The following is a 15,031-nucleotide window of genomic DNA, read 5'->3' on the forward strand; positions in this document are numbered from 1 at the left end:
GGTACCCCAGGACTGGATGATCTTACTAAATAGGATTTTTTGAATGGCGGATCGCTAGATGGTCCAAGGGTCACGCATGGGCTGATCGATGAGTCGGTTAGCTCCCTCGTCGTCGATAAACTCTTGCTTGATGGGGTCGAACTTTAGAGAGCGACCCAGCCGTAGCGCTACCAATCCCATATTGACAATCGTACAAGAACGATGGCCATTTTCTTCGTTTAAGGCAAACTTTTTCCTGTTCACCACTGCATCCACGAAGTCGGTTACCTGAGGTTCAGGGTCAGGGAATGCCGCAAGTTTCCGCTTAAGATCGGGAATGTCCGACTCGAAGTTAGGGTATAACTTGCCCTTCGGGCCTTCAATATAGGCCACGTTTTCGTCTTTTCCTTCTCCATCCAATACGATCTGGCAGCCGTCGGCATAGGTGTATGTGATACGTCGCCAGGTTCCTACCGCTTCTGGGTGCTGTTGAGGGGCATCTATCTCTACACTTACCGGGCTGGTGTCGTCCTTGCCCAAGAAATATTGAATGGGGTCGATATAATGCTGGCCCATATCGCCTAGTCCGCCACCATCATAGTCCCAGTAACCTCTAAACGTCCCATGAGTGCGGTGTGCGCTGTACGGTTTATAGGGAGCGGGACCCAGCCACATATTATAATCAAGCTCGGCAGGTACGGTTTCGGGCTTGTTATCGGTTTTTCCTACCCAGTAAAACTTCCAGTCGAAGCCAGTATGCTTGCTGACAGTAACTTTGAGGGGCCACCCCAAGAGTCCCGATTGAACTAGCTTTTTGATGGGTTTTACGGTGGTGTTCATTCCGTAAAAGTTGGAGTCGAAGCGAAACCAGGTGTTGAGGCGAAATACCCGGCCGTGTTGTTGTACGGCTTCTACGAGGCGTTTGCCTTCGCCAATGGTTCGCGTCATGGGCTTTTCGCACCATACATCTTTGCCAGCTCGGGCGGCATCGGCCGCTATGATCCCGTGCCAATGTGGTGGGGTGGCTACATGTACGATGTCTACCTCTGGAAGTTGGATGAGTTCTCGATAGTCCGAAAAGGTTTTTAACCCCTTATCACCTATCAAGTCTGAAGCGATCTGTATGTGTTTTTTGTCTACATCGCAGATGGCCACTACCTTGGTGCCGGCATAGGGGATATGTCCTCTACCCATGCTACCTACCCCCACGATTCCCTTGGTGAGGGTGTCGCTGGGAGCTAAAAATCCTTTTCCCAAAACATGTCGTGGAACGATGGAAAAGGTGGCCAAGGTAGCCAGCGACCCCTTGATAAACTTCCTTCTGGAAGCCGAATTTTGAGTTTTTTCTGTCATTTTCAATGGGTTTAGTAAATAGTAATATTTATTAAAAAATATCCATGAAATTATGACAAATTTTAGAAAGTAACAATTTTCTTTGGGTTCCCATCTTATATTCCTAATTATTGGCGTCTGTATCCACTAGCTAGGGGGCGGTGGCTCAGCGCGAAGCCGTGCCACCGATGTGGGATGGGTGCTCAAGGTAGTCCTTACTGTTTAGCCACTGGTGCTTTATTGAAGGTCTACTGGTTTATAGATCCTTATCCAGTCGACGTTGAAGGTATGGTCCTCTCGATTGGCGAGTTCTTCGTCGGTAGGGGTATAGCCTTGGTCGGAGCGCCAGTTTTGGTCTTCTACGTTGATAATAATATCCATCGCTTTGTTTAGCCCGGTACCGCCCGTGAAGTTTTTGGGGTCTATCGTTTCTAGTCCTGAAACGGTACGGACCAGCTTGCCGTCGATATAATATTCGAGATGGAGAGGGTCTTTCCAATAGACGCCAAACCGGTGGTAGTCGTTACGCCATAGGGTACCATTATAATACCAGCTGCCGGGGTCGGTGGGCTGATAATCTTGAAATGGTGACCTTATAAATACGTGGTGGCTGATATGTATTCTTTCGGCAAACCAGGTGAGGTCTTTTTTTGCCCCTGCCGAGTAACTACTGCCATAGGCTTCGAGGATGTCTATTTCCTGGGTATCATCGGGGCTGAGTAGCCATACGTCCGACGCCAGTGTAGAGTTGCTTATTTTGGCCCTGGCTTCGATATAGACCGGGTATATCACCCTTTCGGTAGAGGTGATGCAGCCGGTGTTTACCTTGTTGGTTCCTGCTACCCGGCTGGCGGGGATCTGAAGCCTGCCATCGGCCACTAGCGAATGAGCCCTGTCCCAGATCGTCAGCCCCGGGCCTGACCAGTTATTATGGTAGAAATCGGTCCATTTCTTTAAAAATTCAGGGCCTTTGTTTTTGGCTTCTGCCTGGTAGTTGAAGTCGTCGGAAAGGCTTTGTAATTTCCATTTTTTGCCTGATCCAGCTGCTGCTGGTACGGGTACGTCTTTCCAATCGTAGGTGATTTGAGGAGGCTCTACTTCGGGAATTGGGACATCGTTTCCGTTATTTTTACAGGAGAAATACAGGGCTGCACACAAAAGGAATAACGAGGTTTTGAACATAACTAATCGCTGTACTAGGTTAAAGAAAGTATTTGATGGAAACCTATGGCCGAGGTGGTGAATAGGTTAGATTTTTTAAACTATTGCGATTTGGGGGAAATATTGCATAATACCAGCGAGTAGAACTGGATAAAAAATAGACAGCGACTAAAATGGAAAGGAATGCTAGTGTCTAAGCTTTTGTTTTGATCGGAATCCAGATTTCTTCTTCCGACTGGGGGTCGTTATGACGGTAAAGGTTGCCTAGGATTTCGAAATGAGGACGATGGTCCAGCGTATAGGTAGGAGAATTGGGAAGCCATTCTCCATAGATATATCTAAAAATACGAGGATCGGTGGGTAAGCCTTGGTAATTAAAAACGGCATAAAGGCCGCCTGGTAGGTCGAGGGTCGACATTTCGGGAGGTACAGACTGGAAGTCGAGGACCTCGATGGCTGCCCATTTTACGAAACTGGAGTGGAGGGTCGAAAAGGTAAAGTCAAAACCGTTGGGGTATATCTGAACAGAAAAGAGGTCGGCCGATACCGGGTTGGTGATTCTTTGTTGTAAGGATCTGAATTGTTGCCAGAGTCGGAAGGTATGATTGTCGGCTAGGCTCATCGTAAGGTGCTGGCCTACGAGTTTTCGTGGGGCACTAGTAACGATACGATGAGGCCAGGATATTTCGGTCATTATTTATAGAGGGATATTGCCATGTTTTTTTTTAGGCAAATGGGCGACTTTATTTTCGAGCATTTCGAAGGCACGAATAAGCTTTTCACGGGTTTGAGAGGGGTATATCACCTCGTCGACATAGCCCCGATGTGCAGCACGGAATGGGTTTGCAAATTTATTGGTGTATTCTTCAACCTTTTCTGCCAGCTTTTCGCTGGGGTTTTCGGCCTGGGCAATCTCTCGCTTAAAGATGATTTCGGCGGCACCGCTGGCACCCATCACGGCGATTTCGGCCGATGGCCAGGCAAAATTGAGGTCGGCGCCGATATGTTTGGAATTCATAACGTCGTAAGCACCGCCATAGGCTTTGCGGGTAATGACGGTGATGCGCGGCACGGTGGCCTCACAAAATGCATAGAGCAACTTAGCACCATTGGTGATGATGCCGTTCCATTCCTGATCGCTGCCTGGTAAAAAGCCAGGTACGTCTTCCAATACCAACAACGGTATATTGAAGCTATCGCAAAAGCGCACGAATCGGGCCGCTTTTTGGCTGGCGTGGATGTCGAGCACTCCGGCCAATACGGCGGGTTGATTCGCCACTATGCCTACACTTCTACCCGCGATACGGCTAAAACCGACTACTATATTTTCGGCAAAATGCTCGTGGACCTCATGAAAGCTTCCTTCATCCACAATTTGGCCAATTACCTCCCGCATGTCGTAGGGTTGGTTGGGGTTTTCGGGGATAATGGTATCGAGGAGAGTCCTGGATTCGTCGGCAAGGGTATAGGGCCAAAGAGAGGGTTCATCTACGCAGTTTTGCGGCATGTAGCTGAGCAATTTCTTTATCGACAACAGGCATTCTATTTCATTTTCGGCGACGAAGTGAGTAACCCCCGACTTGGAAGCGTGGGTCATGGCTCCTCCAAGCTCCTCGGAAGTGATCTCTTCATGGGTCACCGTCTTTACCACGTTGGGGCCGGTAACGAACATATAGCTCGTGTTTTCGACCATCAGAATAAAGTCGGTAATGGCTGGGGAATATACAGCTCCTCCAGCACAGGGTCCCATGATGGCCGAAAGCTGCGGGATGACCCCAGAGGCTAGGGTGTTTTTGTAGAATATATCGGCGTATCCCGCCAAGGAGAGTACACCTTCTTGGATACGCGCCCCGCCCGAATCGTTGAGACCTACGATAGGCGCCCCATTTTTTAAGGCCATATCCATGATTTTGCATATTTTTTCGGCATGGGTTTCGGACAAGGACCCACCGAATACGGTAAAGTCCTGTGCATATACATAGGTGAGCCGACCATTGACTTTTCCATAGCCTGTTACTACGCCGTCGCCCAAGTAATGCTCTTTATCGAGGCCGAAGTCCTTACTTCGGTGCAACACGAATCGTCCGATCTCTTCAAAACTTCCTTCATCCATCAAAACAGAAATACGCTCACGAGCGGTGAGCTTGCCTTTCTTATGCTGAGCGGCTATTCGCTTTTCTCCTCCGCCGAGCATGGCTTCAGCATTTTTACGGTCTAAAGTCTCCTTTTTAGTCTTTTCGATTCGATTCGATTCCATTTTTCTATGCTTGGGTTTTCCGGCTGCCCGGATTGATTCCTAAATATAGAAACCATTTTTGTTTTATTATGAATTTGAAGAGGAATCATCGTCGTGCACGATACCTTGCACCAGCGAATAAAGATGAGGGAGGACCTGGTCTTTGAACCAAGGGTTTTTGGCTTGCCATATATTATTACGTGGCGAAGGGTGTGGCAGGGGGAAATAACGAGGAAGGTATTCTTCGAAGGCTTGAACCGTATGGGTAAGCGTTTTTTTTGCCTGTTGGCCTAGGTAGTAACGTTGGGCATACTGTCCTACAAGAAGTGTCAGGCTAACTTTCGGCATTTTTTCGAGCAGAGGCCGGTGGTAAAGGGGGGCACACTCTTTTCGGGGAGGGAGGTCGCCAGACTTGCCTGTTCCCGGGTAGCAAAAGCCCATGGGCATTAGGCTAAAAAGGTCGGTGTTGTAAAAGCTATCTCGGTCTACCCCCATCCATTGGCGTAGGTTATCTCCACTTTTGTCGTTCCAAGGGAGGTTGGTGTGGTGGACCACCCTTCCTGGGGCCTGCCCTATGATGACGATCCTACTTTTGGGCCCTACGGCGATCACCGGGTTGGGGCCTAGCGGCAGATCGGCGGCGCATCTGGTGCATGCTTTTATCGTTTTCCAGAGATCTTCCATCGGGTTATTTTTTACGGACACAGGCATAGAGGTCCTTCCGTTTCCGGGTAGGTTCTATGCCTGTTCAAATTTGATTTTACGCTTCTGCGGGCTTGAGCCGTTGGGCATAAAGTTTCCGAAGTTTTTGCACTTTAGGGCCGATCACCATGCTGCAAAAGCCAGCATCGGGATGGGTGTTGTAATAATTCTGGTGCTCCTGTTCTGCCTCATAAAAAACGGGTAGGGGAAGCACTTGGGTCACTATGGGGTCGTCAAAAGTGTCGGCGAGCTCCTCGAGAACCGCCTCACTAATCGCCTTTTGCGTGTCGTCGGCATAAAATATTACAGAACGGTATTGGGTACCCCTGTCGGCCCCTTGACGGTTGAGGGTGGTAGGGTCGTGGGTGGTCATAAATACCGTTAACAGATCCTTATAGCTTATTTGGGAGGGGTCGAAGGTGATCTGTACTACTTCGGCATGGCCAGTATTTCCGGTGCATACTTCGCGGTAGGTGGGGTTCTTTGTAGTTCCGCCAGCATATCCAGACACCACGCTTTCGACTCCTTGGAGCCTTTGAACTACGGCTTCAACGCACCAGAAGCATCCTCCTCCGACTGTTGCTATTTCTTTATTCATCATTTTTGTTAAGTTCTATCGATTCAGAATTAATACAATAACGGAGTCCGCTGGGAGCGGGGCCGTCGGGGAATATATGGCCCAAATGGGCATCACAAACGTTGCATTCGGCTTCTACGCGTATCATTCCAAAAGAGGTGTCTTTGGTGTATTTTACGGCATTGTCTTGTATGGGTTGCGTAAAACTTGGCCACCCACTACCCGATTCGAACTTGATAGTAGAATCGAATAAAGGGGTTTTGCAACAGATACAGCTATAGATCCCTGGTTCATGGCTGTTGCACAAGGCCCCGCTAAAGCTGGGTTCCGTACCTTTTTTTCGGGCAATCCTAAACTGCTCTGGCGTTAGGATAGCGCGCCATTCTTCCTCGGTTTTTTCTAACCGTCGATCGGGCTCCGGGTTGCCATGATTGGTGAACCGTATGATATCATTCCATTGAAGCATAATGAATTTGGTTTATATCTAATTTAATTATTCGACCCAATATGAGTGACAACAATAATTGTACCAAAAAAGTCTCCATTGAGCGGGGACATTCTTACACGGGGCCATCCTCCATGTGGGTTGTTTCCGTATTTTTCTAAAAACAATAAGTCAAACTCTAATCTTGATTTTCAGTCTGTTTTATTCTTGTTTGTTCCGCTATAAGCCCATCTTTTATTTTGATGAAATGGGTAACACATGAGGGGATTTCATGCGGGTAATGGGATACATATATCAGGGTCCTTTCGTCGTTATGACAGATGGCGTCGACGATATCCTTAAAATACTCGGTGGCCTGCACATCTAGACCCTGGCAGGGTTCGTCTAAGATGAGCAGGGGCGGGTTCTTGACTAAGGCGCGAGCTAGGAGCACCAGGCGCTGCTGTCCTTTGGAGAGTTGAGCAAAGTCTTTCTCTAACAGGTCTGCAACGTGAAGAATCTCCGCTACCTCCTGAACTTTCTCCAGCTGCTCGGGGGAAAGTTTTTTGAAAAATACACCCGTAGCATCGAAAAAACCCGAAGCGATGGTCTTGTGAACCGGGGTGTGTCTGGGGAAATAGAGGTGAAGCTCTGGTGAAATATGCCCTATTTTCTGTTTAATGTCCCAGATAGACGCTCCAATCCCCCCTCTTTTCTGATCGAACAGGTCGAAGTCGTTAGCGAATCGCTGGGGGTTGTCGGCAGTTATAATGCTGAGTAAGGTCGATTTTCCAGATCCATTTGGGCCCGATAAAGCCCATTTTTCTCCTTTGGCCACCTTCCAGTCAATTCCTTTGAGGATCTGCTCGGAACCATACGTTACGCGTATATTGCGCAGATCGACGGCGTATTCGAAATTGTTGGTATGGGGTAGCCCGAATCGAGCCAGATGCTCAGCAGATGGCAAGGGGAGCTGCGGGCGGTGTTGGGGATGGCTTCGGAATAGTGAAATCGGCTGCTGGCGTGCTATTCTTCCTTCGTCGAGTTCGAGTACATGGGTGATGCACTCGGGGATTTCGGTAGAGGTGGTAACCAGTACGATGCGTGTGCCTTCGTCGGTGAGCACCTTCAAAGCATGGTGCAAAACCTGGCGGCTATGGGTATCTAAGCCCGCAAAGGGGCTGTCGAGTAATAGGAATTTAGGTCGCTTGACCAGTGATTTGGCTAGTAACATTCTCCGGGTCTCTCCATTTGACAGGGTAACGAACGGATGGTCGAGCAGGTGGGTGATCGAGAGTAAATGGGTTATTTTTAGTAAGTTCTCTTCACTAATGCTGCTGGGGGCCAAGTCTACCGACTTGTCGTCGATAGTGCCAATCGGCCGAAGCTGATCCGTAAGTATGGCGCGAACGGTGGGCGCTCTTTCGGCTTCGTATGCGTGGAATCGCTGTTGATAATACTCTGCACCAGCGTTTACGATTCTATTAAAGGAGTAGTCGCTAGGCAGTAGCTCCACTTGCTCGCGTAAGGGGCCGTTTTGGCCGGTGTCTATTTGCCCTTTCCAAAGGGGCCATTTGCCAGCTAGGCATTCTAATAGCGTCGATTTGCCTGAGCCGTTTGGTCCTATAATGGCCCATTGTTCCTGGGGGTGAAGGGTCCATTGTATGTTTTGTAAAATTATGGAATCGTATTTTCGGACCGATACGTCCTTGAAATGCAATGCTTTCATATCATTCTTATGGGTGTTCACCAATATGTTTAGGGAAAATTGCAGTTACTGAAGCTGGCAAATATCCTAAGGAATATTCAGACAACCACTTATATCTTCCTATTTTTGTTGGCCTATCGTTGTTGGATTAGATGCGTAATTGCCTTCTTATTAGCAACGAGAATGAAGGTTAATCTAATTCATTTTAGTGTTCTAACTATTAATACTTGTATGCAAGACGATATTCTTTTTCAAATTAGTAACAAACTCAAAGAAATGAGGAAGGGCAAGGGAGTTACCTTGCAACATATTGCCAATGAGGCCGGGGTTACCAAAAGCCTAGTCTCACAAATTGAAAATAGCAGGACCATTCCTTCCTTGCCCGTAATGTTGGGGCTCATTAAAGCCTTAGATGTGGATTTGAATGAGTTTTTTAAGGATATCATATCCTACGCTTCCGAAGAGCGTGTGGTGATAAAAAGGAAAAAAGATTATCAGAGTTTTACCAAGGAAAACGCCAAAGGATTCTTCTATCAGCGTATTTTTAGCAAACAGTTTAAAGATAACCATATTGATGTGGTACTGCTTCGATTAGAAAAGGGGGCGAAGCGTCCTATGGTACGTACCAATGCCTATGAGTTTAAATACATTCTAAAAGGTACGGTGGAATATGCCATTGGTAGTGAAAAACACATCCTAGAGGAAGGGGATTCCATGTTTTTTGATGCCAATGAGCTCCATAATCCCGAATGTATCAATGGGGATGAAGCCCTGATGTTGGTCATTTATTTTTTCAATGAAATGAATCTATAAGAAGTTTTTTTGCCCGTATTCCTTATCCCAGGAATGGTTTAGTATTAATTAACATACAGGTAATATTTGTTCAAAATAAATCCATTTTCTTTGCAATATAGTTTAAAGTAGAGGTGGATAATTAAGTATTACTTAACTTTCTTTTGATTTTTAAAGAGCCTTTCTTTATTTTTACGGTGGACAGTAATTTGAGTGCTATCGGGCTGAATCGGAATAATCGATTCAGCAATGGCAAGGTCCGTAAATTGAAATACTAAACAGATTTAAAGAAAATGGCAATTGAACTTGTAGTTTTTGATATGGCTGGAACGACCGTCAAAGACCGTAATTATGTTGGGCAGGCATTTCAGCAGGCCATGAAGTTTTATGGATATGATGTTCCGGTGGCTGAGGTGAACCCTATTATGGGTTATGAAAAACCGGTAGCCATCCGTATGATGCTCGAAAAGCAGGGTGTTGAGGAGATTACCGATCTATTGGTCGATCAAATTCATCAGGAATTCGTAGAGAGGATGATGCAGTTCTATCGGGAGTCGGACGATATTGTGGCCCTGCCAGGGGTAGAGGATACATTTGCGATTCTAAAGGAGGCAGGGATTAAAATCGCCTTGAATACCGGCTTTTCGCGAAATATTGCCGAGGTGATCGTCGGTCGACTTGGTTGGGAAAAGAAAATCGATCTGTTGGTAGCTAGTGATGAGGTGGCTCATGGCCGTCCTTATCCCGATATGATTCAGAAAATAATGGCTACTCTAGGAGTGGAGTCGGCGACAAATGTGGTGAAGGTTGGGGATACAGAGGTGGATATTAATGAAGCCAAAAATGCAGGATGCGCACTAGCGATTGGCATAACGACCGGGGCTTTTACGCGAGAGGAATTGTTGCCGTATGAACCGACGCATATTCTCGATCGTATCGATGGATTGTTGGAAATACTTCAATTAAAAACAAAGGCCCTATGAAACCATCTGCTATAGTTGTTGGCGCTGGCATTGTAGGCTTGGCCACCACGCGCGCTTTATGTGAGGCGGGTTACCAGGTCACAGTCTTCGACCGATCGAGTAAGGCTGTAGGGGCCTCTGTTCGGAATTTTGGTATGGTGTGGCCCATCGGGCAGCCCGAAGGAAAGCTCTATGACCGGGCCTTGCGTGCGCAACAGATCTGGAAACAAGTTTTAAAAGAAGGGGATATATGGCATCACCAAGCGGGAAGCTTACATATGGCCTACCATACCGATGAGCTAGAAGTGATGGAGCAGTTCGTGGCTGAAAGTAGCCCACAGCGCCCATTGAAGATCTTGACCCCAGCCGAAACCCTGGCCCAGTCTCAGGCCGTTAATCCTCAGGGGTTGCTGGGAGCTTTGTATTCGGCCGATGAAATGATTGTAGACCCCAGAGAGGCTATTGCTTCTATTCCCGGTTATCTTACAGAAAAATATGGGGTACAATTTCATTGGGATCGGGCTGTTACGGAGATTGCCCATCCCCATGTATCGGCGGGCGGGGAACGTTTTTCGGCCGATGTAATCTATGTATGTGGTGGGGCTGACTTTGAAACGCTTTATCCTGATTTGTTTCGGGAGGCTTCTATTACCAAGTGTAAGCTGCAAATGTTACGTTTGGAGTCCCAGCCCAACGACTGGAAGATTGGACCGTCTCTATGTGGAGGGTTGTCTTTGATCCATTACGATGGCTTTAAGGTGGCGCCTGGGCTTACCGCTCTGAAGGAACGCTATGCCGAGCAATATCCCGAATATTTGAAATGGGGGATACATGTAATGGCCTCCCAAAATGGGTTGGGAGAGATCACCGTTGGCGATTCACATGAATACGGCCTCACCTTCGATCCATTTGACAGAGAATTTGTGAATAAAATGATTTTGGACTATTTGGCGACTTTTGCACAGTTCAAATCACCCAAGATAGCGCAGACTTGGCACGGTATCTATTCTAAAATGAAGGACGGTGCTACTGAAGTCGTGCTTCATCCGGAACCCGGTGTCACGATCGTGAACGGTTTAGGAGGAGCGGGAATGACGCTTTCATTTGGACTTTGCGAAGAAGTGGTGCAGGGTAAATATACCTCTTAGCGTATATTCTAGAGCGGTAGCGTTTGCGCTTGCCGCTCTAGTCCCTATAATTTACGGTTGTTAAGCTTTTGTATTATATATTGATTATTCTAAACCCATACCAGTATGAAATTTGTTAATCGTAATGTTTTCGGCTTGGCTGCTCTTTTGGGCGTTGTGTCCTTATCCTGTGACCAAAAGACTGGCGAAGAGCAGCTTCCATCCAAGATTGTAGACCATGTGATCGTGATAGGGGTCGATGGCTTGAGTCCCGATGGAATTAGGCAGGCTTCTACTCCAGTGATGGATAGCCTGGTAGGACAAGGGAGTATAAAGTGGAAAACCAGAACGGTATTGCCTAGCTCTAGTAGTTCGAACTGGGCCTCGATGATAATGGGCGCAGGGCCCGAGCAGCATGGTATTACCAGTAACGATTGGGAGCTGGACGACCATAGTTTGCCACCAATCGTAGCCGAGGCTGACGGACGCTTTCCTACGATATTTAGTGTGCTGCATAAGGCTCAGCCTGAAGCGACTATTGAGGTCGTCTATCATTGGGGAGGGTATGGCAGATTGTACCAAAAGGACGCTGTGAGCTATGACCGTACCTTCTCAACAGAGGATTCGACGGCCATCGACTTTGTAAGATATTGGAAAGAAAATAAACCCACGCTTGGCTTTTTGCATTTGGACCATGTGGACCATGCAGGTCATCATGATGGCCACGGATCGGAGCCGTATTACGCGTCGGTAACCAAGGCCGATTCCCTGATTGGCCTGGTGATGAATGGCGTGCGGGAATCTCAATTGGAGGGTAATACCTTGGTTATTATTACTGCCGACCATGGAGGAAAGGGTACCGGACATGGTGGCGCTACTCCTGAAGAGGCCGAAATAGCCATGATATTTTCGGGTAAAGGGGTGAAAAAGAGCTATGAAGTGCAGCAACAAGTGTATACCTACGATCTGGCCGCGACAATCGCGTTTGCCTTAGGTGTTCAGCAGCCCTATGCCTGGACTGGCCGACCCGTTAAGGCGGCGTTCGAGGGTTTCTCTGAGCCGAGTAACCTAGAGCTGACAGGGGATAACACTACAAAATAAAGCAGGATAACCTAGGTGGGGTGCTTGTAGCCTCCACTTAGGTTAAATGCGTAGATTGTTATTATTGGCTTGATTCTTTAAGGGTTTTCTGTTTTATTGGAACTAGAAAACCCAACCATAGACTATAATATGAGTATACAACCGAATAGGACCGAAGGTGACGTAAATTTATCCTCGGCTCGTGAGCAATGGTATGCCGTACTTGACGATCCGGCTACGGTAGAGCTCTTGAAACAGGATGCCGATTACTTCTTACATCAGTCTTTGTCTACCCCATGTCTGGATGTTTTGGAATCTTGTGAAGGGATCTATATTACGGACCTGCAGGGGAAGAAGTATATGGACTTTCATGGTAATAATGTTCATCAGATTGGCTATGGGCACCCATTGGTGGTGGAGCGGGTGAAGGAGCAGATGGATAAGTTGCCGTTTTCACCGCGGCGATATACCAATGAACCTGCTATAAATTTGGCCAAGAAAATGGCCGATTTGTTGCCTGGGGACTTGAAAAGGGTGCTTTTGGCACCCGGTGGGACTTCTGCTATCAGTATGGCACTAAAGCTGGCCAGGGTTGTGACGGGCAAGCATAAGTTGGTGTCGGTTTGGGATTCTTTCCATGGGGCTTCTATGGATGCTATATCGGCTGGTGGGGAGATGGACTTCCGGAAAGATTTGGGTCCGTTGCTGCCAGGGGTGGAGCGTATTCCACCTCCTATGACCTACCGAGGGCCCTTTTCCTCGGCCGAAAATGGAGACCTAGCCTATGCCGATTATTTGGAGTATGTTATAGAAAAAGAAGGTGATATAGGTGCTTTTTTGATCGAGACGATCCGGAATACCGATGTTCAAATCCCGTCACAAGCTTATTGGGACCGGATTCGGCAAATCTGCGATAAGCACCAGGTGTTGTTGATCTTAGACGAAATTCCCATTGCCTTCGGGCGGACGGGCAAAATGTTTGCTTTTGAGCACTATCAGATAGAGCCAGATATCCTCTGCTTGGGAAAGGGTATGGGGGCTGGGGTTATTCCTCTAGCGGGGATCGTCACCAGGGAGCGCTATAACCTGGCAGCCAATATTTCTCTGGGGCATTTTACCCATGAAAAGAGTCCATTAGGATGTGTGGCGGCTTTGGCTATGTTAGAGGTGCTGGAAAAGGAAGATATTTTAACGAAAGTCAAAGAGGATGAAGGCTATATGCGGTCGGCCTTAAAGGCCTTGCAGGATAAGTTTCCCCTGATTGGCGATGTGCGTGGAAAAGGGTTGCTGTGGGGGATAGAGCTGGTAACCGATCGCCAAACGAAAGAAAAGGCGATAAGAGAAGCAGAGGCAGTGATGTATGGTTGCTTGGCCAATGGCCTGAGTTTCAAGATTTCGCAAGGAAATGTGCTGCAACTATGCCCACCGCTGACTATTGGTAGGACCGAATTGCAGATGGCCATCACCATTCTGCATGATGCCCTCCAGAAGGTTAGTGATATTGAAGGGAAAGTTTCCTAGTCATTATTTATATAAGAGGGGTTGGACGTGTCGAAATTTTTTAAATGCGTTTTCAGTTATTATGGCTGGGGGCCGATTCATGTTATGCTATCATGGTAGATCAACTTAAAAGTCGCTTACAGCAGTCTGATGTCCTGATGATTCTTTGGACGGTGTTATCGTCGTTTGGGGTTTATTTTTGTATGTATGCCTTTCGCAAACCCTTTAGTGCGGGCCTCTATGAGGGCTTAATGTTGTGGGGGGTAGGGTATAAGGCTATTTTGATTATTGCCCAAGTGGTGGGCTATACCCTCTCCAAATTTGTAGGGATTAAGGTGATTTCGGAGTTGAAGCCCCAGCAACGGGTTTATCTGATCGTCGGTTTGATACTCATTGCAGAAGTCGCTCTCCTGCTCTTTGGTTTGATGCCGCATCCATATGGTTTTTTATTGCTTTTCTTGAATGGACTACCTTTGGGGATGGTCTATGGAGTAGTTTTCAGCTTTGTGGAGGGGCGTCATTTGACGGAGATGCTGGCCATGGGTTTGAGCATTAGTGTGGTGATCGCTTCGGGAATCCTTAAAACCATTTATCTGGATTTGGCCGTACTGTTTCCGCAAATCAGTGAGTTCTGGATGCCTGCCTTTATGGGGGGGATTTTCTTACTCCCGTTTTTGCTTTTTGTGTGGATGCTCACCATTATTCCCGATCCTACCGATTTTGATATAAAACAACGAACAAAACGGTTGCCTATGACCCACTTCGATAAAGTGCAGGTGTTGAGGCGCTATGGGTTGTCGATATTCTGTTTGGTGTTATTTTATGCGGGTTTGGTGGTAGTACGCGATTTTCGCGACAACTTCACGATCGAAATCTGGAACGAAATAGATGCAGGATGGGAAAATGGAGTCTTGGCTCAGACGGAAACCATATCAGGATTTGTAGTTTTTGTCGTCATCGGACTTTTGGTGTATGTCAAGAGTAATTTGCTCGCCTTTAGACTGACCAATCTGATTATGCTAGCGGGGATGTTGCTCTGTGGAGGGGCTACTTATCTGTTTCAAACCGGAGTGATTCAGGGCTTTTCTTGGATGTTATCATTGGGCATAGGTACGTTTTTGACCTATACTGCCTTGCAGACTGTGATTTTTGAGCGTTTTATCGCCTTGTTTCGGGTTAAGGCCAATGCCGGTTTCTTTGTCTATATCTGTGAGAGTATTGGGTACTTAGGGAGTGTTGGTCTGCTGCTGTTCAAAGAATTTTTTATGAAAGATATTAGTTGGTCGTCGGTGCTGATGAACTTTACCTATGGCCAGGTCGTCATAGGGCTAGGGTTGCTGCTAGTGGCCAACTTCCTGCTGGAGTGGCAGCGGGTTCGCTCCCATCCCGAAAGGGAAGCGGTGGTGTTCGAAACGGCATAAAAAAAGGAGGCCTCTAAGGCCTCCTTTTTT

General features: G+C 47.3%; 14 protein-coding genes. 6 read left to right on the top strand and 8 right to left on the bottom strand.

Features of this window, described 5'->3' with window-relative positions; translation table 11 throughout:
• Positions 1-54: 54 nt before the first annotated feature.
• The 8 genes from CLV98_RS03595 to CLV98_RS03630 form a co-directional block, all read right to left on the bottom strand.
• Positions 55-1,332 (bottom strand): Gfo/Idh/MocA family oxidoreductase, encoded by a 1,278-nt coding sequence (locus tag CLV98_RS03595; protein WP_109672831.1) that lies wholly within the window; start codon positions 1,330-1,332, stop codon positions 55-57.
• A gap of 216 nt (positions 1,333-1,548) precedes the next feature.
• A complete protein-coding gene (locus CLV98_RS03600) occupies positions 1,549-2,493 on the bottom strand; it encodes a family 16 glycosylhydrolase (RefSeq protein WP_109672833.1) in 945 nt (314 codons plus the stop codon).
• A gap of 172 nt (positions 2,494-2,665) precedes the next feature.
• On the bottom strand, positions 2,666-3,166 hold the full coding sequence (locus tag CLV98_RS03605) for a GyrI-like domain-containing protein (RefSeq protein ID WP_109672834.1): 501 nt from the start codon (positions 3,164-3,166) through the stop codon (positions 2,666-2,668).
• 3 nt (positions 3,167-3,169) lie between these two features.
• Positions 3,170-4,729 carry an acyl-CoA carboxylase subunit beta gene (locus CLV98_RS03610; RefSeq protein ID WP_109672836.1) on the bottom strand — a complete coding sequence of 520 codons (1,560 nt, stop codon included), beginning with the start codon at positions 4,727-4,729 and terminating at the stop codon, positions 3,170-3,172.
• A gap of 66 nt (positions 4,730-4,795) precedes the next feature.
• A complete protein-coding gene (locus CLV98_RS03615) occupies positions 4,796-5,392 on the bottom strand; it encodes a uracil-DNA glycosylase family protein (RefSeq protein ID WP_109673062.1) in 597 nt (198 codons plus the stop codon).
• Positions 5,393-5,468: 76 nt separating this feature from the next.
• Positions 5,469-6,011 (bottom strand): peptide-methionine (S)-S-oxide reductase MsrA, encoded by a 543-nt coding sequence (msrA, locus tag CLV98_RS03620; RefSeq protein WP_109672838.1) that lies wholly within the window; start codon positions 6,009-6,011, stop codon positions 5,469-5,471.
• Positions 6,001-6,453, bottom strand: a complete 453-nt coding sequence (msrB, locus tag CLV98_RS03625) for a peptide-methionine (R)-S-oxide reductase MsrB (protein WP_109672840.1) — start codon at positions 6,451-6,453, stop codon at positions 6,001-6,003. The genes msrA and msrB overlap by 11 nt, the downstream gene beginning before the upstream one ends.
• Before the next feature lie 157 nt (positions 6,454-6,610).
• A complete protein-coding gene (locus CLV98_RS03630) occupies positions 6,611-8,140 on the bottom strand; it encodes an ATP-binding cassette domain-containing protein (RefSeq protein ID WP_109672842.1) in 1,530 nt (509 codons plus the stop codon).
• Positions 8,141-8,350: 210 nt separating this feature from the next.
• Here CLV98_RS03630 and CLV98_RS03635 point away from each other — a divergent pair, with 210 nt between their 5' ends.
• From CLV98_RS03635 to CLV98_RS03660, 6 genes are all read left to right on the top strand, one after another.
• Positions 8,351-8,932, top strand: coding sequence for a helix-turn-helix domain-containing protein (locus CLV98_RS03635; RefSeq protein ID WP_109672843.1), 582 nt, complete (start codon positions 8,351-8,353; stop codon positions 8,930-8,932).
• A gap of 272 nt (positions 8,933-9,204) precedes the next feature.
• Positions 9,205-9,894: an HAD-IA family hydrolase gene (locus tag CLV98_RS03640; protein WP_109672845.1), complete on the top strand. Its 690-nt coding sequence runs from the start codon at positions 9,205-9,207 to the stop codon at positions 9,892-9,894.
• Positions 9,891-11,021: a TIGR03364 family FAD-dependent oxidoreductase gene (locus CLV98_RS03645; RefSeq protein WP_109672847.1), complete on the top strand. Its 1,131-nt coding sequence runs from the start codon at positions 9,891-9,893 to the stop codon at positions 11,019-11,021. The genes CLV98_RS03640 and CLV98_RS03645 overlap by 4 nt, the downstream gene beginning before the upstream one ends.
• Positions 11,022-11,126: 105 nt before the next feature.
• Positions 11,127-12,101 carry an alkaline phosphatase family protein gene (locus CLV98_RS03650; protein WP_109672848.1) on the top strand — a complete coding sequence of 325 codons (975 nt, stop codon included), beginning with the start codon at positions 11,127-11,129 and terminating at the stop codon, positions 12,099-12,101.
• A 129-nt stretch (positions 12,102-12,230) separates the two neighbouring features.
• Entirely contained in the window at positions 12,231-13,601 is a 1,371-nt protein-coding gene (locus CLV98_RS03655; protein ID WP_109672850.1) for an aspartate aminotransferase family protein, read from the top strand.
• 44 nt (positions 13,602-13,645) lie between these two features.
• Entirely contained in the window at positions 13,646-15,001 is a 1,356-nt protein-coding gene (locus CLV98_RS03660; RefSeq protein ID WP_109672853.1) for a DUF5690 family protein, read from the top strand.
• Positions 15,002-15,031 lie beyond the last annotated feature (30 nt).

The sequence above is a fragment of the Dyadobacter jejuensis genome (genome assembly GCF_003149085.1).
Lineage (GTDB): Bacteria > Bacteroidota > Bacteroidia > Cytophagales > Spirosomataceae > Dyadobacter > Dyadobacter jejuensis.

Excerpts from the sequence above, each read along its gene's own strand:
- CLV98_RS03595 (WP_109672831.1), bottom strand. The coding sequence starts at position 1,332 with ATGACAGAAAAAACTCAAAATTCGGCTTCCAGAAGGAAGTTTATCAAG.
- CLV98_RS03600 (WP_109672833.1), bottom strand. The coding sequence starts at position 2,493 with ATGTTCAAAACCTCGTTATTCCTTTTGTGTGCAGCCCTGTATTTCTCC.
- CLV98_RS03605 (WP_109672834.1), bottom strand. The coding sequence starts at position 3,166 with ATGACCGAAATATCCTGGCCTCATCGTATCGTTACTAGTGCCCCACGA.
- CLV98_RS03610 (WP_109672836.1), bottom strand. The coding sequence starts at position 4,729 with ATGGAATCGAATCGAATCGAAAAGACTAAAAAGGAGACTTTAGACCGT.
- CLV98_RS03615 (WP_109673062.1), bottom strand. The coding sequence starts at position 5,392 with ATGGAAGATCTCTGGAAAACGATAAAAGCATGCACCAGATGCGCCGCC.
- msrA (WP_109672838.1), bottom strand. The coding sequence starts at position 6,011 with ATGATGAATAAAGAAATAGCAACAGTCGGAGGAGGATGCTTCTGGTGC.
- msrB (WP_109672840.1), bottom strand. The coding sequence starts at position 6,453 with ATGCTTCAATGGAATGATATCATACGGTTCACCAATCATGGCAACCCG.
- CLV98_RS03630 (WP_109672842.1), bottom strand. The coding sequence starts at position 8,140 with ATGAAAGCATTGCATTTCAAGGACGTATCGGTCCGAAAATACGATTCC.
- CLV98_RS03635 (WP_109672843.1), top strand. The coding sequence starts at position 8,351 with ATGCAAGACGATATTCTTTTTCAAATTAGTAACAAACTCAAAGAAATG.
- CLV98_RS03640 (WP_109672845.1), top strand. The coding sequence starts at position 9,205 with ATGGCAATTGAACTTGTAGTTTTTGATATGGCTGGAACGACCGTCAAA.
- CLV98_RS03645 (WP_109672847.1), top strand. The coding sequence starts at position 9,891 with ATGAAACCATCTGCTATAGTTGTTGGCGCTGGCATTGTAGGCTTGGCC.
- CLV98_RS03650 (WP_109672848.1), top strand. The coding sequence starts at position 11,127 with ATGAAATTTGTTAATCGTAATGTTTTCGGCTTGGCTGCTCTTTTGGGC.
- CLV98_RS03655 (WP_109672850.1), top strand. The coding sequence starts at position 12,231 with ATGAGTATACAACCGAATAGGACCGAAGGTGACGTAAATTTATCCTCG.
- CLV98_RS03660 (WP_109672853.1), top strand. The coding sequence starts at position 13,646 with ATGCGTTTTCAGTTATTATGGCTGGGGGCCGATTCATGTTATGCTATC.